Origin of the sequence: Corallococcus sicarius (assembly GCF_003611735.1) — a bacterium.
Lineage (GTDB): Bacteria > Myxococcota > Myxococcia > Myxococcales > Myxococcaceae > Corallococcus > Corallococcus sicarius.
Genome location: NZ_RAWG01000111.1, coordinates 1 through 20,729 on the forward strand (window position 1 = coordinate 1; position 20,729 = coordinate 20,729).

The 20,729-nt window shown below is 70.2% G+C and carries 16 protein-coding genes; 8 read left to right on the top strand and 8 right to left on the bottom strand.

The features are described 5' to 3' along the window. Window positions 1-285: hypothetical protein (locus D7X12_RS44380; protein ID WP_244224635.1), on the bottom strand; the 285-nt coding region annotated here is incomplete at its 3' end. On the opposite strand from D7X12_RS44380, the gene D7X12_RS18640 reads away from it, so the two are divergent. The 4 genes from D7X12_RS18640 to D7X12_RS18655 all read left to right on the top strand — a co-directional run bounded on the left by D7X12_RS18640 (window position 236) and on the right by D7X12_RS18655 (window position 7,996). Continuing rightward, window positions 236-4,735: a RecQ family ATP-dependent DNA helicase gene (locus D7X12_RS18640; RefSeq protein ID WP_244224634.1), complete on the top strand. Its 4,500-nt coding sequence runs from the start codon at window positions 236-238 to the stop codon at window positions 4,733-4,735. The genes D7X12_RS44380 and D7X12_RS18640 overlap by 50 nt on opposite strands. 180 nt (window positions 4,736-4,915) lie before the next feature. Further along, complete coding sequence (locus tag D7X12_RS18645; RefSeq protein WP_120626620.1) at window positions 4,916-5,278, top strand: cupredoxin domain-containing protein; 363 nt, start codon at window positions 4,916-4,918, stop codon at window positions 5,276-5,278. A gap of 189 nt (window positions 5,279-5,467) precedes the next feature. Then, window positions 5,468-6,862 carry an MBL fold metallo-hydrolase gene (locus D7X12_RS18650; RefSeq protein ID WP_120626621.1) on the top strand — a complete coding sequence of 465 codons (1,395 nt, stop codon included), beginning with the start codon at window positions 5,468-5,470 and terminating at the stop codon, window positions 6,860-6,862. A 318-nt stretch (window positions 6,863-7,180) separates the two neighbouring features. Further along, window positions 7,181-7,996, top strand: coding sequence for a M57 family metalloprotease (locus tag D7X12_RS18655; RefSeq protein WP_120626622.1), 816 nt, complete (start codon window positions 7,181-7,183; stop codon window positions 7,994-7,996). Window positions 7,997-8,141: 145 nt separating this feature from the next. Here the strand turns inward: D7X12_RS18655 and D7X12_RS18660 are convergent, their stop codons facing one another. The 4 genes from D7X12_RS18660 to D7X12_RS18675 form a co-directional block, all read right to left on the bottom strand. After that, complete coding sequence (locus tag D7X12_RS18660) at window positions 8,142-8,537, bottom strand: DUF5335 family protein (RefSeq protein ID WP_120626623.1); 396 nt, start codon at window positions 8,535-8,537, stop codon at window positions 8,142-8,144. Between the two features lie 152 nt (window positions 8,538-8,689). Further along, window positions 8,690-9,832 (bottom strand): AAA family ATPase, encoded by a 1,143-nt coding sequence (locus tag D7X12_RS18665; protein ID WP_120626624.1) that lies wholly within the window; start codon window positions 9,830-9,832, stop codon window positions 8,690-8,692. A gap of 98 nt (window positions 9,833-9,930) precedes the next feature. Next, a complete protein-coding gene (locus D7X12_RS18670) occupies window positions 9,931-10,380 on the bottom strand; it encodes a hypothetical protein (protein ID WP_120626625.1) in 450 nt (149 codons plus the stop codon). After that, window positions 10,377-11,063 (bottom strand): hypothetical protein, encoded by a 687-nt coding sequence (locus tag D7X12_RS18675; protein ID WP_244224630.1) that lies wholly within the window; start codon window positions 11,061-11,063, stop codon window positions 10,377-10,379. Before D7X12_RS18675 ends, D7X12_RS18670 begins: the two co-directional genes overlap by 4 nt. Before the next feature lie 309 nt (window positions 11,064-11,372). Between D7X12_RS18675 and treZ the strand changes: the two genes are divergently transcribed. The 3 genes from treZ (at window position 11,373) to D7X12_RS18690 (ending at window position 15,262) form a co-directional block, all read left to right on the top strand. Further along, a complete protein-coding gene (gene treZ, locus D7X12_RS18680) occupies window positions 11,373-13,220 on the top strand; it encodes a malto-oligosyltrehalose trehalohydrolase (protein WP_120626626.1) in 1,848 nt (615 codons plus the stop codon). Between the two features lie 134 nt (window positions 13,221-13,354). Further along, window positions 13,355-14,785 carry a M20 family metallopeptidase gene (locus tag D7X12_RS18685; protein ID WP_120626627.1) on the top strand — a complete coding sequence of 477 codons (1,431 nt, stop codon included), beginning with the start codon at window positions 13,355-13,357 and terminating at the stop codon, window positions 14,783-14,785. Window positions 14,786-14,854: 69 nt separating this feature from the next. Further along, window positions 14,855-15,262, top strand: a complete 408-nt coding sequence (locus D7X12_RS18690; protein WP_120626628.1) for a VOC family protein — start codon at window positions 14,855-14,857, stop codon at window positions 15,260-15,262. A gap of 101 nt (window positions 15,263-15,363) precedes the next feature. Here the strand turns inward: D7X12_RS18690 and D7X12_RS18695 are convergent, their stop codons facing one another. The 3 genes from D7X12_RS18695 to D7X12_RS18705 all read right to left on the bottom strand — a co-directional run bounded on the left by D7X12_RS18695 (window position 15,364) and on the right by D7X12_RS18705 (window position 18,837). Beyond that, entirely contained in the window at window positions 15,364-16,971 is a 1,608-nt protein-coding gene (locus D7X12_RS18695) for a serine/threonine protein kinase (protein WP_120626629.1), read from the bottom strand. Window positions 16,972-17,100: 129 nt separating this feature from the next. Then, window positions 17,101-17,862: an ABC transporter permease gene (locus D7X12_RS18700; RefSeq protein ID WP_120626630.1), complete on the bottom strand. Its 762-nt coding sequence runs from the start codon at window positions 17,860-17,862 to the stop codon at window positions 17,101-17,103. Window positions 17,863-17,895: 33 nt separating this feature from the next. Then, entirely contained in the window at window positions 17,896-18,837 is a 942-nt protein-coding gene (locus D7X12_RS18705; RefSeq protein ID WP_120626631.1) for an ABC transporter ATP-binding protein, read from the bottom strand. A gap of 191 nt (window positions 18,838-19,028) precedes the next feature. On the opposite strand from D7X12_RS18705, the gene ettA reads away from it, so the two are divergent. Next, entirely contained in the window at window positions 19,029-20,708 is a 1,680-nt protein-coding gene (ettA, locus tag D7X12_RS18710) for an energy-dependent translational throttle protein EttA (protein WP_120626632.1), read from the top strand. Window positions 20,709-20,729 lie beyond the last annotated feature (21 nt).

Consider the following 20,729-nt stretch of genomic DNA (forward strand, 5'->3'; position numbering starts at 1 on the left):
GCGGACGCGGAGGCCGAGCGGACGCAAGCCGTTGCGCGGATCCGGGCGGAGGAAGAAGCGCGGCTCGCGCGTGCCCTTGAGGATGCGGAGGCCGAGCGTCAGCGGGTGCTTGCTGAGGCGGAAGCGCTGGCACCGCTCGCACCTGCCCATGCTGCCGGAGGACTGGCCGCTCGTCGTGTCGCCGCAGACGAAGGACCAGTTCGAGGTCGTCCGCCGGGTGATGAACGCGCCGGAGGTGGCGTCCGTGGTGTGCGCCACCGACGCGGGGCGCGAGGGCGAGCTCATCTTCCGCTACATCTACGACGCCGCCGGGTGCCGCAAGCCGGTGCGGCGGCTGTGGGTGTCGTCGCTCACCGAGCGCGCCATCCGCGACGGCTTCCAGCAGCTCAAGGACGGCCGGGCCTACGCGCCGCTGGCGGACGCCGCCATGGGGCGCAGCCGCGCGGACTGGCTCGTGGGCATGAACCTGTCGCGCCTCTACACGCTCGCGAGCGGCACCTACGGCAGCATGCTGTCAGTGGGGCGCGTGCAGACGCCCACGCTGGCCATGGTGGTGGAGCGCGAGCTGGCCATCCGTGACTTCGTGCCCCGCGACTACCTGGAGGTCGTCGCCACCTTCGCGCCGCGCGGCAAGGGCGCGCCAGCGGGGACGCGCTACCAGGGCACGTGGTTCCGCTCGGGGCCGGACGGCAAGCCGGTGATTCCCCCCGGCTTCGACAGCGTGCGCGAGGCGCGGCGCCTGGACGCGGACGGCGTGGAGGCGGGGCGCATCATCGACCGCGTGCGCGGCGGGCTCGCGGCGGTGGAGTCGCTGGACGCGGAGACGAAGCGGATGCCGCCGCCGCTGCTCTACGACCTGACGGAGCTGCAGCGTCACGCCAACCGGCTGTTCGGCTTCAGCGCGCAGCACACGCTGGAGGTCGCGCAGGCGCTCTATGAGAAGCACAAGCTCTTGAGCTACCCGCGCACCGCCAGCCGGCACCTGTCGGAGTCGGTGGCGGACACGCTGCCGGAGGTGGTGCGCGCCATCCAGGCGCCGTACGCGGAGGACCTGGCGCCGGGCACCGGCGTGCGCCCCCTGGGCAAGCGCTACGTGGACGACGCGAAGGTGACGGACCACCACGCCATCATCCCCACGCCCACGTCTCCGGACGGGGTGCGGCTGTCGCCCGACGAGCAGCGGCTCTACGACCTCGTGTGTCGGCGCGTGCTCCAGGCGTGGCACGAGGACCACGTCTGGAAGGTGACCACGGTCATCACCGCGGTGACGTCGAAGGGGGACGCCGGGCCTGTCGTGGATCGCTTCCACAGCGCGGGCACGCAGGTGGAGCGCGTGGGGTGGAAGGTCCTGGACCATGGCGGCGGGCAGAAGGCGCCGCGTCCCCGCGCGGACGGCCGCAAGGGCGGCGACAAGGACAGGGACAAGGACGAGGAGCCGGACGACGAGCCGCAGGACCTGCCACCGGGCCTGCTACGCGGACAGGCGCAGACGGTGGAGGACGTGGAGGGGGTGAAGAAGCGCACGCGCCCGCCGCCGCGCTTCACCGAAGCGACGCTCCTGACGGCGATGGAGTCGGCCGGGCGCACGCTCGACGAGAAGGAGCTGGCGGATGCCATGCGCGACACGGGGCTGGGCACGCCCGCCACGCGCGCCTCCATCATCGAGGTGCTGCTGGAGCGCGAGTACCTCGTGCGCCAGGGCAAGCGGCTGGAGGCCACGGACAAGGGCATCCACCTCATCCAGGTGGTGCACCCGGACGTGAAGTCCCCCGTGATGACGGGCCAGTGGGAAGCGTGGCTCCAGCGCATCGAGCGCGGCCAGGGCGAGCTGGGCTCGTTCCTGAGCGGCATCGAGGCCTACGTGCGGGAGGTCGTGGGGCAGGCGCCCACGGCGCTGCCGCCGACCCCGGTGCCCGCGGGCGCTTCCGGAGGCGCGCGGTCCCTGCCGCCCGTGGAGGCCGGTGCCGTGCCCACGAGTCGGAGCAGCGCCGGGCATACCGCCGCCCGCCCCCCGGACTCCGGACGCCTGGGAGGCCCTGCTGCCCACGCGGGCGGACAGGCCCCCGTGAATGGCCGCTTCGAGGCCGCGCGACAGCACCCCGCACAGGGCGCCGCCGAAGGGCTCTTCCGGGCACGGGAAGGCGTCCCTGTCTCCGCGGACGCTCCCGGGCACGGTGCCCTCGAAGCGCGCTCCGGTGCGGCGCGTGACGGTGCGGCGGCGGTTTCGGGGATGGTGCGAGGCGCTTCCGGGCCCGCCGTGGCCGCCTCGCGGCCCATGCCTCCGCCGGTCCGGGAGCAGCCTCCCAACCTGCCCTCCGCGGAGGTGCGGTCCGCGTTCGTGCAGGCCTCGTCGGACGGCTTCGGCCGCGCGCGGAAGCAGCCGCAGGGCGTGAACATGGGCAGCGGGCGGCCGGAGCGGGTGCATCGCGCGCCCACTCCGCCGGATCAGCTGCGGGGCCTGTTGAAGCAGGCGTTCGGCTTCCCTGAATTCCGGCCGTACCAGGAAGAGGTGTGCCGCGCGGCCACGTCCGGCGAGGACCTGCTGCTGGTGATGCCCACGGGCGCGGGCAAGTCGCTGTGCTACCAGCTGCCGGGGCTCGCGCGCGCGGGCACGACGCTCGTCGTCAGCCCGCTCATCGCGCTGATGGAGGACCAGGTGCTGCGGCTCCAGTCGCTGGGGTTCGCGGCCGACCGCATCCACTCCGGCCGCGACCGGGCCGCGTCCCGGCAGGTGTGCGCCGAGTACCTGGAAGGCCGGCTGGACTTCCTCTTCATCGCGCCCGAGCGGCTGGGCGTCCCCGGCTTCGGTGAGTTCCTGGCCCGCCGCACGCCCGCGCTCATCGCCATCGACGAGGCGCACTGCATCTCGCAGTGGGGCCATGACTTCCGTCCGGACTACCGGCTGCTGGGCTCGCGCCTTCCGCTGTTGCGCCCGGCCCCCGTGGTGGCGCTCACCGCCACCGCGACGCCGGACGTGCAGCGCGACATCGTCCAGCAGCTGGGGCTGCGCAGCTCCACGGGCGGCGCCGCGCACACGTTCATCCACGGCTTCCGCCGCACGAACATCGCCATCGAGGTGCGGGAGCTGAACCCGGGCGCGCGCGGCGACGCCATCCTGACGCTCCTGCGCAACCCGGAGCACCGGCCCGCCATCGTGTACGCGTCCACGCGCAAGCACGCGGAGCAGTACGCGGAGCTGCTCGCCCACGACTTCCACACCGCGCCGTACCACGCGGGCCTCCAGCCCGCGGAGCGCGACCGCATCCAGGCCGCCTTCCTCAAGGGGCACCTGGAGGTCATCGTCGCCACGACGGCGTTCGGCATGGGCATCGACAAGGCGGACGTGCGCACCGTCATCCACGCGGCGCTGCCGGCCAGCCTGGAGGGCTACTACCAGGAGCTGGGGCGCGCGGGCCGCGACGGGAAGGACTCGCGCGCGGTGCTGCTGCACGCGTTCGTGGACCGGCGCACGCACGAGTTCTTCCACCGCCGCGACTACCCGGACCCCACCGTGCTGGAGCGGCTCTACCAGGCCACCTCCAACGAACTGGAGCCCAAGGCCTCCCTCCAGGCCCGCGTGCGCGGGGACCCGGAGGTGTTCGACAAGGCGCTCGAGCAGCTGTGGATCCACGGCGGCGTGGAGATGACGCCGGACGAGGACGTGCGGCGCGGCCGCGCGGGCTGGGCGGTGCAGTACATCGCGCAGCGCGAGCGCAAGCAGCTGCACCTGGAGCAGATGGGGCGCTACGCGGAGGCGCACGGCTGCCGCATGCGGCACCTCGTCGCCCACTTCGGCGACGTGCAGGACTCCGGCGCCGCGTGCGGCCTGTGCGACGTGTGCGCGCCGGAGACGTGCGCGGTGGTGCGCTTCGAGGAGCCCTCGGCGATGGAGGCGCACGCGCTGGGCCGCATCCTGGAGGCCCTGCACGCGCGCGACGGCCAGGCCACCGGGCGACTCCACCGGGAGCTGTTCGGGGAAGCGCTCCACCGGCGCGACTTCGAGCGGCTGGTGGGCGGGCTCGTGCGCTCCGGGCTGGTGCGCCTGGACTCGGACTCGTTCGACAAGGACGGGCAGGTCATCCTGTTCCAGCGGCTGTCGCTGACGGACACCGGCCGCCGCGCCCGCGTCATCGCGCCCGGACAGGTGGTGCTCCCGCAGGCGCGCGAGGAGTCCCCCAAGAAGCGCCGCGGCCGCGCCACCGCCGGGGCCGCGAAGCGCCCCACGCGCAAGCGCGCGAGCACCAGCGCGGACGCCGCTCCCCGAAGCCGCGGCAAGCGCGCGAGCCCCGGCACCGGGACGCGGCGCGCCGCCAGTGGCCGCGCCGAACCGTGGCAGTCCCCGCGCGTGGACCGGGAGGATCCGGACTTCGCGCCGCAGGACTTCGGAACCGGCGTGCCCGCTCCGGGCCGGTCCGGCTGGAAGGCACGTCCCACCGAGGCGCCTTCCGCGGGCCCTCGCGCGTCCTGGAACGCAAGTCGCCAGTCGCCTGACGCCGGGTACGGGGCGCCGGAGGCCGCTCCCGCGCTGGTGGAGTCCCTCAAGGCGTGGCGGCTCACCGAGGCGCGCAAGCGCAAGGTGCCCGCCTTCCGCATCCTCACCGACCGCGTGCTGGACGCCATCGCGAGCGCCCGTCCCTCCAGCGGCGCGGAGCTGATGTCCATCCACGGCGTAGGCCCCGCCCTCACGGAGCGCTACGGCCCGCAGATCCTCTCGCTCGTGTCCCGCCGTCGCTAGCCGCGTCCACCTCCGGACACCGGCCGGACACCGGCCGGACACCCGCGCCGCCTGCTCTGTCATGTCGCGCGGCGGACAGGCCTGGGCACCCCCGGGGCTCCCGGGCTCCCAGCGCCCGCACGGGAGGTGTACCCGTTCCCGGAGGGCCTCACGGGAGGGGACGGCATGCGGCGGACTCGGATGAGCAGGGGCTGGGCGCTGGGGACGTTCCTCGCGACGGCGGCGTGCGGCCCGATGGACGGGGACGCCCTCCTCACCATCGCGGACTTCGACTACATGCCCAACAACCTCCAGGTGGCGCCGGGTGAGACGGTGCGCGTGCGCAACCTGGACACGGCGGCGCACTCGGCGACGTCCTCTCCGTCCTCCGCGGACCTGATGCCCGGCGCGGTGGAGAACGTCGGCTTCGACACCGGGGAGTTCGTCATGGGCGAGCGCGAGTTCACCGTGCCCGCGGATGCGGCCCCCGGCACCTTCGTGACCTTCTACTGCACCGTGCACCGCGATGACCGGCACGGCGTGGGCAAGCTCGTCGTCCGGTAGGGCCCGCGTCCGGCCTCGGCACGGCGCGCGAACCGCCTGACAAGGGAAAGCCTCTTCCTGGGCTGCAGGCGTGGCCAGCGACCGGCCGGGCATGAAGGTTGTTGCCCAAGCTTGTAGGCGGAGGGGCGGGTGCCACCTTCTCACCCAACACGCGCATGGGCGACGTGGGGGTTCAAGGGGGGCGCAACGATGGAGCTGGGCTTCGAGACGATTGGGAACGCCACACTCATCTGTCACGACAACGGGCCGGTGCTGGTCACCGACCCCTGGACGGACGGCACGGCGTACTTCGGCAGCTGGACGCTGTCGCACGAGATTCCGGACGAGCAGCGCCAGTCCATCCGCGACTGCACCTACGTGTGGCTCTCCCATGGCCACCCGGATCACCTCAGCCTGGAGTCACTGGAGAAGCTGCGCTCACGCACGCTGCTCGTGCCCAACCACGTGGGCCACCGCATGCGGGATGACCTGCGCGAGGCGGGCTTCCGCGTCCAGGTGATGGCGGACCGCGAGTGGACGCGGCTGTCCCCGCGCATCCGCGTGCTGTGCATCCCGGACGTGAACCAGGACGCGGTGCTGCTCGTGGAGGTGGGCGGGCGGCTCCTCGTCAACCTCAACGACTCCGGTGACCGCGGCCAGGGCCGCTTCGTGCGCCGGGTCATCAAGGAGTACGACGAGACGTTCCTCCTGGCCCTGTCCGGCTACGGCGACGCGGACATGATGAACTTCTTCACCGAGGACGGGGACCGCATCCTCCCGTACGCGGCGGCGAAGACGCCCGTGGGGCAGACCATCGCGCGGCAGGCGGAGCTGTACGGGGTGCGCTACTTCGTCCCCTTCAGCTCCATGCACAAGTACCAGCGCGCCGACAGCGTCTGGGCCTCCGAGTACACCACCACGCTGCCCGACTACGCCCGGGGCTTCCACTCCACCACCTGCCAGATGCTCCCGGCCTTCCTGCGCCACGACTTCACCAACGACTCCTCGGTGTCCATCAACCCCAAGGAGCGCACCCTCACCCCGGTGGATCCGAAGGAGTTCGGTGACGACTGGCGCGAGTGCCTGGACGCGGATGAGGTGAAGCAATTGGAGCAGTACTTCCGCGCCGTCGAACACCTGGGCACCGTGATGGACTTCCTGCGCTTCCGCGTGGGCGGCAGGGAGCACGTCATCGAGTTCAACAAGCGCCGCTTCGACAAGGGCATCACCTTCGAGGCGCCCCGCAACTCGCTGATGACCGCCGTGAAGTACCAGGTGTTCGACGACCTGCTCATCGGCAACTTCATGAAGACCACCGTCCACGGCGGCTTCGGCAAGGGCAGCCTCTATCCGGACTTCAGCCCCTACGTGGCCAAGTACGCGGACAACGGCAAGGCCCGCACCGCCCACCAGCTGCGCGACTACTTCAACGAGTACAAGAGTCGCGACATGCTCGGGTACCTGCGCCACCAACTGGATGCCCACTGCGTGCGCCCCCTGCAGACGCAATCCGCGGAGCTGCTGCGCACCCTGCTGCCCGCCGACTCCGGCGCCTTCCGCATGGCCAAGGAGACGTACTGGAAGGTGCGTCGCGCCATTCTCTAGGGTTTTGAGAAATCCCAGGACGGTGCCCGGAATCAGGACACTGCCCTGTCTCTTTCTCGGACGGGCTGATGGTGGTTGTAAAAGCCCTGTGATTCAGCGGGTTTCGTGGCGATTGTGTCACGAAACGTGACGATGGGGGCGCGGGAGTTTGGAGCGATGCTGCTCCAGACATCCCGCGTTTCCGGATTTTCTCCTCTGAAAAGGTTTTTCAGAAGCTTGGCCCGACAGTTGCTCAGTGGGCCGGTGCGCGCTTTCGCGGCTGGCGGGAAGGCCAGGCGGAAGGGGCGCATCTCCCGTAGGACTGAGGAAGAACTTCCAATGCTCAAGTTCCGCTCTGTTGCGATGCTGGCCGGTGTGTCGATGCTCGGTGCTGCCTGTGGAGGTCCTGAGACCCAGCAGGACTCCGAGCCGAAGCAGACGTGGGAAGAGTTCCAGGCGAACGCCTACCGCGAGCCGTGGGAGGGCGGGAAGATCATCGTCAACGGTGACGAGGCGCTGGAGTCCGAGGAGGAGCTGGCGGCCTACTTCCAGAACGTCGTCCAGGCCGAGCTGGGCAAGTCCCAGGATGGCCTCGCCGTGTACTACATCGGCGGCGACATCAAGTGGAGCTCCACGCAGAAGCTGAACCTGACCTACTGCATCAGCAACAACTTCGGCGCCAACAAGACCAAGATGGTCAACGCGATGGCGAGCGCGACGGCGGCCTGGGAGGCCACGGCGAACGTCAACTTCACGTACCTCTCCCAGTACGACGCGTCCTGCACCGCCAGCCAGACCGGCGTGCTGTTCGACGTGCGTCCGGTGAGCGGCCAGTCCTATGTGGCGCGCGCGTTCTTCCCGAACTCGTCCCGCTCCGGCCGCAACGTGCTCGTGAACAGCAGCGCGTTCACCAGCACGGGCGCGTGGAGCCTCACGGGCGTCATCCGCCACGAGCTGGGCCACACGCTGGGCTTCCGTCACGAGCACACCCGCTCCACCGCGTCCGGCTGCTACGAGGACTCCCAGTGGCGCGCGCTGACCAGCACCTACGACCGCGCGTCCGTCATGCACTACCCCCAGTGCAACGGCACCCAGACGGGCGACCTCGTGCTGACCACCCTGGACAAGCAGGGCGCCCGCGCGCTGTACCCGTGAGCACGTTGAGCTGCTGACACGTCGGGTCCTCCCTCGCGGCGTCCTGCCACGAGGGAAGGCCGGATGCGACGGGGCCGGTGGGAGCTTCTTCGCTCCTGTCGGCCCTGTTGTCGTTCCGGGGTGTCCGTCGTCCCCTGTCGTCCCCTCAAGGGCGGATGGACGGCGCGTCCGCGTCGAGCGCCTGCTCGAAGAAGACGAGGAGCTTGCCGCTGCCGCGCTCGGCGATCTCCAGGCACTCCAGCGCGCCGCTGTCCGCGTCCAGCTCCGCGCTGATGCGCTCCGGTTCGAGCACACGGTGGGTGATTTCATCATCGCCGTGGCCCGCGATGATCTGCACCGCGCCCATGTCACTGCCCTTGCCCTCCAGGGAGATCTCCACGAGCGGCAGGCTGCGGGCGATCTCCTGGTCCCCGGTCTCGAGGCTGAGGGACTCCAGGGTGATGGACTCCACGCGGACCCGCTGGTGGCGGATCCGCTGGGTGATGCCGGCGAGATAGCTCGCCCACTGCTCCCTCGGTATTTCCTGGGTGGTGTGTGCCATGAAGCCGCCTCCGCGCGCCGTCGTGTGCTTCAACCGTAAGGCGTGTGCCGCGCGCATGAAGGACGGGCCTGTTCCCCCGTCGCGTCGGGGGCCCCTCGGAGCGGGCCCCGCCATGTCGGCTGCCCCCGACCCCGGGACAGGGCGACGGGGCGTCAGTCGCGCACGGCGTGCACGGCGTCGTCCTTCAGCACCAGGCGCACGGTGGCGGCGCGGCCGTGGCCGAAGTGCTCGTAGGCGGCCGCTTCCAGGATGGGGGCCAGGGCGGTGCGCAGGCCCCGGGCGCCCGTCTCGCGCTTGATGGCGCGGGCGACAATCCAGTCGCGCACGTCCGCTTCCACTCGGAGCTGGAGCCCCTCGTGTTCGAACTCACGCTCCCAGGTGCGCAGCACGTTGTGCTGGAGGATGTCGCCCAGGGTGGCCGCGTCCAGCGGGGCGAAGGAGACCAGCCGGTTGAAGCGGCCGATGAGCTCCGGGATGAAGCCGTAGCGGGAGAACGCGGTGGTGTTCTCCAGGTGCTCCTCGGTGATGCGCGTGGCGATGGACTCCGCGTCGCGGCTGCCGCCCTTGCCGGGCTCGCGGCCGAAGCCCACGCGCTCCACGTGCGTCATGTGCTCGGCGGTGCCCCGGAAGCCGCTGAAGGCGCCGCAGGCGATGAAGGTGAGGCAGCCCAGGTCCAGCGACTCCGCGCGGATGCGGCTGGTGAAGCCGAAGTCCGGAGGGAAGGTGGCGCTGGGCGCGGAGAGCAGGTGCAAGAGGCTGCGCTGGACGCCGAAGCCGCTGACGTCCTTGGTGGTCTGCTGGCCGGAGAAGCGGCTGTCGGAGCGGCTGGTGGCGAGCTTGTCGAACTCGTCCATGCAGATGACGCCGCACGCGGCCCACTCCGCGTCGCGGTCCGCGGCCTCGTAGAGGCGGGACAGCAGGGTGCTGACGTCGTCGCCCACGTAGCCCGTTTCGGAGAACTGGGTGGCGTCCGCCAGCACGGTGGGCACGCCGAGGATTTCGCGGAACATCAGCTCCACGAGGAACGTCTTGCCGGAGCCGGTGGGGCCCAGGAAGAGGGCGTTCTCACGGGTGCCCGGCTCCGGCTGGATGCCCTCCAGGTACACGCGGCGGATGCGGCGCAGGTGGCGGTAGGCGAGCACGGCCGCAGCGCGGCGGGCCTCGGGCTGGCCGCGGTAGCCCAGGTCGCTCAGTCGCGCGTCGATGCCCTGGGGCGACAGCACCTCCAGCGCGGCCACGCGCTCCTGGACAGGAGGGCCTTCGGGGAAGGCGGTGGGCTCGGGGCGGGGGGGCATCACGGTGACTCTCCAGGACGGGGCGACGCGAACAGCGCCCCATCATCCCGGCAGGGCCCGAGCGCGACAAGCCATCCGGAAGGCGGCCCCTCGGAGTCCTAGCGGATGTCGAGGATGCGGCCCTGACCGTCGATGAGGTAGGTCGCGCCCGCGCCCAGCACGACGGAGCCCGGCGGCATGCCGCAGCGGTCGAGGTCGGCGGAGAAGTGGATGACGTACAGGTCATCGTTCACCTTTTCGATCCGGACGTCGAAGGTGTCGCGGCGATTGTAGCAGCGCACGAGGTATTCATCGTTGCCGGACGCCTTCGCGCCGGGAGGAAAGTAATCCGCGAGCGCGACCTGGAGCGCCGCCAGGGTGGGACCATCCATTTCGGCTGCGGCAACGAAGGTCAAAGGATCCCTGATGCGTTCTCCGACCTCTTTGGGAATGCGCTCCGGACGCTCGTATTTGTAATAGCCGAAGTAGCTGCACCCCTGTGCCAGACCGCAAAGCGCGAGCCCGACGAGGACCGACGCATGTCGCCGCAAGCGCGTGGGCTCATTCATGGTGTCCAGTCCTGCCCGTCGTAGTATTCGATGGCGCCCCGGTCGTTGACGATCGCGCCAATGGGAACCCAGGCACCGTCGCGGAGCGCGGTCACCACACGGTCGGCGTAGTCGTATTTGTAGGCGCGGCACTCGCCTGCCTTCTCCCGGTAGAAGAGCAGCAGCTCCCGGTGGAAGACCTTTCCGGTTCGCGAATCGGCGATCCGGGTGGGAACCCATCGGCGCTCTTCGCCCAGGTCCTGCTGGGAGAAGCGCCGATTGTGGGGATGGCTGTGGCCTCTCCCCAGGATGATGGCATCCAGGTGCTGCGGGTCATCCAGGCTGGAGGGCACCTGGCAGGACTTGTTCCCGCCCTTGGACTCGCCCTGAATGTCGGACAGGTGGCTGAGAAAGAACCCGTCCTCGGCGCTCGAGTAATAAATCAACGCGCAGTACTCAATCCCGTACACACCCGACGACGCACCCGGTTGCCGGGTGAAGAGTTCACAGGCGTTCCCGGCCAGCTCCGCCGTGGACTTGAAGGGACCCGCGAGCGGTCCGGTCACCTGCAGCAGGCCGTTGGGCAGTCGGCGCACCCCGACGTTGGGGTTCGGCGTGGAGCAGCCCGCCATCAGCACGAGCGCACCCAGGAACGCGAGCGAGCGCCAACACGTCGCGAACCCTGCTGGTCGCTGCCTCGCCATGAACCCTGTCCGGAGTGAAAGCCGCTATGTCGGACAGTCTGAGTATTTCCGCAAAACATGAATGTCAAGGAATCCGGTTCCCGGGGCTTCCGGGTTCCTTGAGCCTACCCAGGGGATTGGGGGACGGCAACAGAACGTGACGAGTTCATTGGCCCTCGGCCCTGGCTTCCCGCCCCTCCGCCGGGCGTCCCAGGCCTTCGTCCGCCGGTCCGCATTCACGCTGGACCGGAGGTCCACCCGTGAACAGCGATGTCCTCCAGGAGCACGCGAGGCTCCCCGCCTTCCCTCCCACGCATTACAGGGGCGCACATGGCTCAATCGACTGAAGCTCGTTCCCTCGCGCCGCGGCTGGGCGCCTGGGTGGAGGATGGCGGGCGGGTGCGTTGGCGCGTCTGGGCACCCGGGCACCAGCAGGTGGACGTCGTGGTGTACGGCGCGGACGACCAGGTCACGCGCACGCTGCCCCTCACCCCGGAGCCGCAGGGCTGCTTCGGCGGCGTGCTGGACGGGCAGGGCGCGGGCCTGCGCTACAAGCTGCGCCTGGATGGCGGCGACCCCTTCCCCGACCCGTGGTCGCGCTCCCAGCCCCAGGGCGTGCACGGCCCGTCGGAGGTCGTCGTCGCCGACCACCTCTGGACCGACCTGCACTGGAAGGGGCCGGATCCGCAGGCGCTGGTCATCTACGAGGTGCACGTGGGCACCGCCACGCCGGAGGGCACCTTCGAGGCGTTCATCCCCAAGCTCACGCACCTGCGCGAGCTGGGCGTGAACACGCTGGAGCTGTTGCCCGTGGCCAGCTTCCCCGGCGCGCGCAACTGGGGCTACGACGGCGTGGACCTCTTCGCGCCGCAAGCCACCTACGGCGGACCCAAGGGGCTGCGCCGTCTCATCGACGCCGCGCACGCGCACGGCATCGCGGTGCTCATCGACGCCGTCTACAACCACTTCGGACCGGACGGGAACTACCTGGGCGCGTACTCGCCCCACTACTTCACGAACCACCACCACACGCCCTGGGGCGACGCGGTCAACTACGACAGCGAGGGCAGCCCCTTCGTGCGCTCGCTCGTGCTGTCCAACGTGGAGATGTGGATCCGCGACTACCACGCGGACGGCCTGCGCCTGGATGCCGCGCACGCGCTCGTGGACGACGGCCAGCCGCACCTGCTCGCCGAAATCGTCGAGCGCGCCCACGCCGCTGCCAACGGCCGCCGCGTCGTCGTCATCGCGGAGGACGAGCGCAACGAGCGCAAGCTGGTGACGCCGGTGAAGGACGGCGGCTACGGCCTGGATGGCGTCTGGGCGGATGACCTGCACCACCAGCTGCGGCGCGCCTTCGCGGGGGACCACGAGGGCTACTACCAGGACTACACGGGCAGCGCGGACGACCTCGCGGCCACGCTGCGCCAGGGCTGGTTCTACCAGGGCCAGAAGTCCAGGAACCTGGGCCACGCGCGCGGCACGTCCTCCAAGGGGCTCGCCCCGTGGCACTTCGTCCACTGCATCCAGAACCATGATCAGGTGGGCAACCGGCCCTTCGGCAACCGCCTGTCGGAGGACGTGTCCCCGGCCGCCTTCCGCGCCATGAGCACGCTGCTGCTGCTGTCGCCCTTCACGCCGCTGCTCTTCATGGGCCAGGAGTGGAACGCGCGCACGCCGTTCCTCTACTTCACGGACCACAACGCGGAGCTGGGCAGGCTCGTGACGGAAGGGCGCCGCAAGGAGTTCGCGGGCTTCTCGCGCTTCAAGGGTGAACAGGTCCCCGACCCGCAGGACCGCGACACCTTCACCCGCTCCACGCTGGACTGGAATGAACCCGAGCGCCCGGAGCATCTGGGCGTGCTGGGGCTCTACAAGGAGCTGCTGCGCCTGCGCGCCTCGGAGCCCGTGCTCACGAACCGCCAGGGCACCCATGACGCCCGCGCGCTGGGCCCGGACGCGGTGATGCTGGAGCGCCGCGCGGAGGGCGACACGGTGCTCGTCATCGTCAACATCCGGGGCTCGCTGGTACACGCGCTGCCCCCGCACGCGAGCGCGGGCATCGTGCTGTGGAGCGAGTCCCCGCGCTTCGGCGGCAGCGTGGAGGGCTCACCGCTGACGGGCAACATCGTGCGCCTGGACGGCCCCTCGGCCGCGGTGGTGAAGCTGCGCGAGTAGGCCCTCCCACCTCTGGGAGAGCCGGGGGAGGGACGGCCTGACGCACGACGGCAGGCCGCGCGCCCGGCGACCGGGGGGGCCGGCAGGGGCTTTCCATCGACACGGGGCGCGCGGGTGGGCAGCATGGCGCCGCCATGAACGTCGACCAAGCCCTCGCCTCGTCGGAGCGCATCTGGGAGCAGGAGATCCTGCCCGCGCTGGAGCGCTACATCCGCATCCCCAACAAGTCGCCCTCGTTCGACCCGGACTGGGTCAAGACGGGCCACATGGAGAAGGCCGTCCAGCTCATCTTCGACTGGTGCCGCGCGCAGACCGCGCACCTGCCGGGGCTGACGGTGGAGGTGGTGCGGCTGAAGACGCCGGACGGCAAGGAGCGCACGCCCGTCATCTACATGGAGGTCCCGGGCACGCGCGGTGACGACACCGTGCTCCTGTATGGCCACCTGGACAAGCAGCCGGAGATGACCGGCTGGCGCGAGGGGCTGTCTCCGTGGACGCCCGTGCGCGAGGGCGACAAGCTCTACGGGCGCGGCGGCGCGGATGACGGCTACTCGGCGTTCGCGTCGCTGTCCGCGCTGCGGCTGCTCAAGGAGCAGGGCGTGCCGCACGCCCGGTGCGCGGTGCTCATCGAGGCGTGCGAGGAGTCCGGCAGCTACGACCTGCCCGCGTACATCGAGGCGCTGGCGCCGCGCATCGGCAAGCCGTCGCTGGTGGTGTGCCTGGACTCGGGCTGCGCCAATTATGATCAGCTCTGGATGACCACCAGCCTGCGCGGCATGGTGGCCGGCAACCTGCGCGTGGACATCCTCACGGAGGGCGTGCACTCCGGTGACGCGACGGGCGTGGTGGCGTCCTCCATGCGCATCATGCGGCAGCTCTTGTCGCGCGTGGAGGACGAGCAGACGGGCCACATCAAGGTGGACGCGCTGCACACGCAGATTCCGGAGGGCCGGCGCGCGCAGGCGAAGGCGGCGGCCCAGACGCTGGGCGAGGAGATCCACAGCAAGTTCCCCTGGGTGGAGGGCTCAAGCCCGGTGACGAAGGACGGCGAGGAGCTGGTGCTCAACCGCACCTGGCGTCCGGCGCTGGCGCTGACGGGCGTGGACGGCATGCCGGGGCTCGCCAACGCGGGCAACGTGCTGCGCCCCTTCACGACGCTGAAGCTGTCCATGCGCATCCCTCCGCGCGTGGACCCCAAGGTGGCCGCGAAGGCGCTCAAGGACGTGCTGGAGAAGGACCCGCCCTACGGCGCGAAGGTGACGTTCGACGGGGACAAGGCGAGCGTGGGTTGGGACGCGCCGCCCCTGGCCGGCTGGCTGTCGCGCGCGGTGGAGTCCGCGTCCCAGGCCTGCTTCGGCAAGCCCGCGATGGCGATGGGCGAGGGCGGCACCATCCCCTTCATGGGCATGCTGGGCGAGCGCTTCCCGGAGGCGCAGTTCCTCATCACGGGCCTGCTCGGGCCCGGCAGCAACGCGCACGGCCCCAACGAGTTCCTGCACATCCCCACCGGCAAGAAGCTCACCGCCGGCGTGGCGAGCGTCATCGCGGAGCACTTCAAGCGGTAGCGCGTTTGCGCGCGGGGCGGGGCTGCTTCATGCGCCCCGCCTTCGCGACGCGACGTCACCGGAGCCCCCATGCCCAGCAAGCCCCGTCAGGTCCGCGCGCAGCCCCTCCTGGCGGTCCGCGACGTCGCCGCGAGCAGCCGCTGGTACCAGCAGCTCCTCGGCTGTGAGAGCGCCCACGGCGGTGACGAGTACGAGATGCTCGTCAGCAACGGCGAGCCCCTCCTGCAGCTCCACGCCTGGGACCTGGACGACCACGCCAACCTCACGGGGCCGGACTCGGCGCCCCACGGCCACGGCGTGCTGCTGTGGTTCGAGACCACGGACTTCGACGCCTCGGTGAAGGCGGCGCAAGCCCTGAAGGTGGACTGGGTGGAGGCGCCCCACGAGAACCCGAACTCGCGCCGCTGGGAGTTCTGGGTCCGCGACCTGGACGGCTACGTCATCGTCTTGTCGGCGGAGTCCCGACGGCGAGGCTGAGGGGCGGACGTCAGGGCCGCGTGGACTCCGGCCCGTGCCCGCTCAGGGAAAGCCACTGCGTTCACTGGGTGCCAGCCGGACCGGCGGCAGGACGAGGCGCCTCAACGCCCCGTCTTGATGCCCAATGAAGACGGGGGCGGCTTCCGGGTCTGCGGCCGGACCACCCGACGCTGCAGCGGCACCGCCACCGTGGGCGCATCCGCCGCGGACACCTGCCGCGTCACCGGCTCGTAGCCGTTGAGCGCGAGCGTCACCGCCACCGAAGGGCTTCCGGGCAAGAGAGGCAGCGCCACGGGCGTCGTGCCGCGCTCCTCGCCCGCCACCTGCACCGTGGCGCCGGGCGGCTCGCTCGTCACCAGCAACTGCACGGGCTGGGGCAGTGCGTTCTGGGCAGGCGTCTTCGGGGGCCCGGGCTGCGGAGGCGCCGCGAGCCGCGCCGGTGCCTGGACCGCATCCGTCGGCCGGGTCGCCACGTTCACGGGCGTGTCGGCGCCGCGCAGCATCACCACCGCCGCGCCTCCCGTCACCAGCGCGAGGCCGCCCACCACGTAGGGGAGCCACGTGCGCCGCCTCGCCACGGGCGCGGTGGAGAGGGCGGCGGTGCCTCGCGTCGCATCCGGCCCCACGCGCGTGGGCGGACGGGACGGCGGCCCCACCAGCTTCGACGCGCGTGACGCGGCCGGGCCCCGCCCACCCGTCGTGGGGGGACCCTCGAGCGACGCGTTGGACTGCGAGTCCAGGTCCGCGTCCTCCGCGAGCTGGTCCAGCTTCGACGGGTCGGACTCGGCGGCGATGCGCTCCGCGAACAGGTCGCGCAGGTACGCGGCCAGGTGCGCGCTGCTGGAGGGCAGCCGCTGGTTGAGCGCGTAGTCCTCCAGCGCCAGCCGGAACGCGGCGCAGTCCGGGTAGCGCCCCTCCGGCGTGGGCGCCAGCGCCTTGAGCAGCACGTCGTCCAGGCCTGGCGGCAGCGACGGGTTGAGCTGTGATGGCGGCGGAATCTGGCAGTCGCGCACCAGCCGCAGCGTCATCAAATCCGTGTCGCCCTTGAAGAGGCGCTTGCCCGTGAGCAGCTCCCACATCACGACGCCCAGCGCGAACAGGTCGCTGCGGCCGTCCACCGGCAGCCCGTTGGCCTGCTCCGGGGACATGTACGGGTACTTGCCCTTGAGCACGCCCGTCGCCGTCTGCTGCCCGCTGGTGGCCGCCTTCGCCACGCCGAAGTCGATGACCTTCACGCCTCCGTCGAAGCCGACGAGCACGTTCTGCGGGGACACGTCCCGGTGCACCAACTGGAGCGGCTGGCCCTGCCCGTCACGCGCGCCGTGCGCGTACGACAGGCCCGCCGCCGCGTCCGCGATGATGCGCACCACCAGCCCCGCCGGCAGCGGGCGCCCCTGGTTGCGCGCGGTGCGATCCAACCGCCGCACGTCCTCGCCCTGCACGTACTCCATCGCCAGGCAGTGCCGGCCCTCAATCTCCGTCAGGTCCAGGATGGTGATGAGGTTCGGGTGCGACAGGCGCGCGACGAGCCGCGCCTCTTCCAGGAACATCTCCAGGAACTCTTCGTCCTCGGCGAGGTGCGGGAGGATGAGCTTGAGGACGACCAGCCGCTCGAAGCCCGTCCCATGCTCCTGGGCGAGGAACACCTGTCCCATGCCGCCCGAAGCGATTTTTCTCAGCAGCTCGTATTTCCCGAAGGCGACCGCCATTTCACGCGGAGGATATCGCGCTTTCTCACCGAGCAGGAAACAGCCGATTTCCAAAAAGCCAGAGAGCCTGTCCAGCAGTGAGGCGCCCGACTGTCTGCCAGTAGAGAGGGCGGGCAGTCAGGCCCTTGCTCACGCCTTCATCTTGTAGCCGGAGCGCAGCACGCCGTAGGTGACGCCGGTGGCGACCGCGGCGGTGGCCGCGAGGATGGCGCCGCCCACGAGCGGGGAGAAGAGGCTGCTGCCCAGCATCCCGAAGCGCAGCCCTTCCACCATGTAGACCATGGGGTTGAAGAGGCTGATGTGGTTCCAGGGCGAGGGCAGCTCGCGCACCGAGTAGAAGACGCCGCCCAGGAACGTGAGGGGCAGCATGACGAAGGTGGGGAAGAAGTTGATCTGCTCGAACTTCTCCGCCCACACGGCGGCGAGCATGCCCAGCACGCTGAACACGTAGCTGGACAGCAGGAGGAAGTAGAGCGTCGCCAGCGGGTGCTCCAGGCTGAAGCCGGAGAACACGGCCGCGACAATCCAGGTGAGCAGGCCCACCACCAGCCCGCGCACCATCGCGCCGCCAATGAAGCCCACCATCAGCTCGCCAGGCCCCAGCGGCGCCACCAGCAGGTCCACCACGGTGCCTTGGATCTTGGTGATGAACAGGGACGAGCTGCTGTTGAGGAACGCGTTGTTCGCGATGCCCAGGAACACGAGCCCCGGGACGATGAAGTGCAGGTACGGCTGGCCCTCCACCTCGTGCACGCGGCCCGAAATCGAATAGCCGAAGACGATGAAGTAGAGCGTGGTGCTGATGAGGGGCGACAGGATGGTCTGGCCCGGCACGCGCATGAAGCGCCGGACCTCCTTCGCGAACAGCGTCTGCATCCCGAGGACGTTCATGGGGTGGGTGCGATTTTCCGGAAGCTGGGGGTTTCAGGCGGCCTGGGTCGGGCGGCCGCGGAGGATCTCGATGAGGACGTCTTCCAGGCGCGGGCGGCGCGTCTCCACCTCGGCGATGGGCAGCCCGTCCGCGTAGAGCGCCCGGAGCAGCTCGCCGGAGGGGGCGCAGTTCTCGCGCTCCACGTAGGTGAGCGTGCGGCGGTCCTGGGACAGGCTCGCGGCGAAGCGCTGGCCGGCTTCGGGCATGGCGGGCAGGGCTTCGGAGAAGGTGACGACGAGGCGCTTCTCTCCGAAGCGGCGCAGGATGGTGGCCTTCTCCTCCACCATCAGGAGGCGGCCCTCGTTGATGATGCCCACGCGGTCCGCCAGCTCCTCCGCCTCTTCCAGGTAGTGCGTGGTGAGGACGATGGTGGTGCCCTCGCTGGCGATCTTCTTCACGTACGTCCAGAGGTCGCGGCGCAGCTCCACGTCCACGCCCGCGGTGGGCTCGTCGAGGAACACGAGCCGGGGCCGGTGCACCAGGGCCTTGGCGATGAGCAGCCGGCGCTTCATGCCGCCGGACAGGGCGCGCGTGAGCGAGTCCTTCTTCGACTGGAGGTTGAGGGCGGTGAGCACCTCGTCGACGCGCGCGTCATTGCGGGGCTGGCCGTAGTAGCCCAGCTGGATTTGCAGGGACTCGGCCACGGAGAAGAACGGGTCGAAGTTGATCTCCTGCGGCACCAGGCCCACCTGGTAGCGGGGCCCCACGGGGTCCTGGTCCAGGTCCTTGCCGAAGACGCGCATGGTGCCCGCGGACTTCTTCACCAGTCCGCAAACGCTGCCGATGAGGGTCGTCTTGCCGGCGCCATTGGGGCCGAGCAGCGCGAAAATCTCCCCGGCGGGAATGGAGAGGTCCACCGAGTGCAGCGCCGTGAAGGCGCCGTAGCGTTTGGAGAGGCCCTGCAGCTCCAGGGCGGGGGTCGTGGGCTCGGACATGGCGGCGCTTCCTCTAACACCTTCGTCCGGGGTTCGCTGGGCAAGCGGCCGGGCGTTTTTCCGCACCGCCGGGGGCGTGACGCGCGACGTCCAGGCGGACACGCAGGGTGCGCTCTCGTCTTGAGACTGTGGGTGCTCCCTGGTATCCGCTCAGGGCTGCTCACGTTTCGCCAGACACCTAGGATGCCGCGATGGCCCAGAATTTCATCTTCACGATGCAGGACCTGCGCAAGGTCAAGAACAGCAAGGAGATCCTCAAGGGCATCTACCTGTCGTTCTTCCCGGGCGCCAAGATTGGCGTGATTGGCCCCAACGGCTCCGGCAAGTCCACGCTGCTGCGCATCATGGCCGGTGTGGACAAGGAGTTCTTCGGCGTCGCGCAGCCGGACCCCACGGTGAAGGTGGGCTACCTGGAGCAGGAGCCGCAGCTGGACACGACCCTGGATGTGAAGGGGAACGTGGAGCTGGGCCTGAAGGAGATCCGTCAGGCGTTGGACCGTTTCAATGAGGTGAGCGCGAAGTTCGCGGAGCCCATGAGCGACGCGGAGATGGAGAAGCTGCTCGCGGAGCAGGGCCGGCTCCAGGACGCGATTGACGCGTCGAACGGCTGGGAGCTGGACCGCACGCTGGAGATGGCCATGGACGCGCTCCGGCTGCCCCCGGGGGACGCGGACGTGACGAAGCTGTCCGGCGGTGAGAAGCGCCGCGTGGCGCTCTGCCGCATCCTCTTGGAGAAGCCGGACCTGCTGCTCCTGGACGAGCCCACCAACCACCTGGACGCGGAGAGCGTCGCGTGGCTGGAGCAGGCGCTGAAGGCGTACACGGGGACCATCGTGTGCATCACGCACGACCGGTACTTCCTGGACAACGTGGCGGAGTGGATTCTGGAGCTGGACCGGGGCGAGGGCGTGCCCTGGAAGGGCAACTACTCCAGCTGGCTGGAGCAGAAGCAGAAGCGGTTGGAGCTGGAGGAGAAGTCGGAGAGCCACCGTCAGAAGACGCTCAAGCGCGAGCTGGAGTGGGTGCGGGCGTCTCCGAAGGCGCGTCAGGCGAAGAGCAAGGCGCGCATCGCGGCGTACGAGGAGCTGTTCAACCAGTCCCAGCAGAAGCGCGACGTGACGGGCGAGGTGATGATTCCGCCGGGTCCGCCGCTGGGTGGGTTGGTGGTGGAGGCGAAGGGGCTGCGCAAGGCGTATGGGGACCGGCTGCTCATCGACGAGCTGACCTTCAAGCTGCCGCCCGGTGGCATCGTGGGAGTGATTGGGCCGAACGGCGCGGGCAAGACGACGCTGTTCCGGATGATGACGGGCGTGGAGAAGCCGGACGGGGGCGAGCTGAAGGTGGGCGAGACGGTGGTGATGGCCTACGTGGACCAGAGCCGCGACGCGCTGCAGGGCGAGCAGTCGGTGTTCCAGGAGGTGAGCGGCGGGTTGGACCTCATCGACCTGGGCAAGGCGGGCACGGTCCCGAGCCGTGCGTACCTGGCGGGGTTCGCGTTCAAGGGACAGGACCAGCAGAAGCGGGTGAAGGACCTGTCGGGCGGCGAGCGCAACCGGCTGCACCTGGCGAAGATGCTCAAGAGCGGCGGCAACCTGCTGCTGTTGGACGAGCCGACGAACGACCTGGACGTGGAGACGCTGCGGAGCCTGGAGGACGCGCTGCTCAGCTTCGCGGGGTGCGCGGTGGTCATCAGCCACGACCGCTGGTTCCTGGACCGCATCGCGACGCACATCCTGGCGTTCGAGGGTGACAGCAAGGCGTTCTTCTTCGAGGGCAACTTCGAGGACTACGAAGCGGACAAGAAGAAGCGCCTGGGCCCGGACGCGCTGGAGCCGCACCGGATCCGCTACCGGCCGCTGCAGAAGAACTGAGACGGTTGTTCTGGCTCCGCC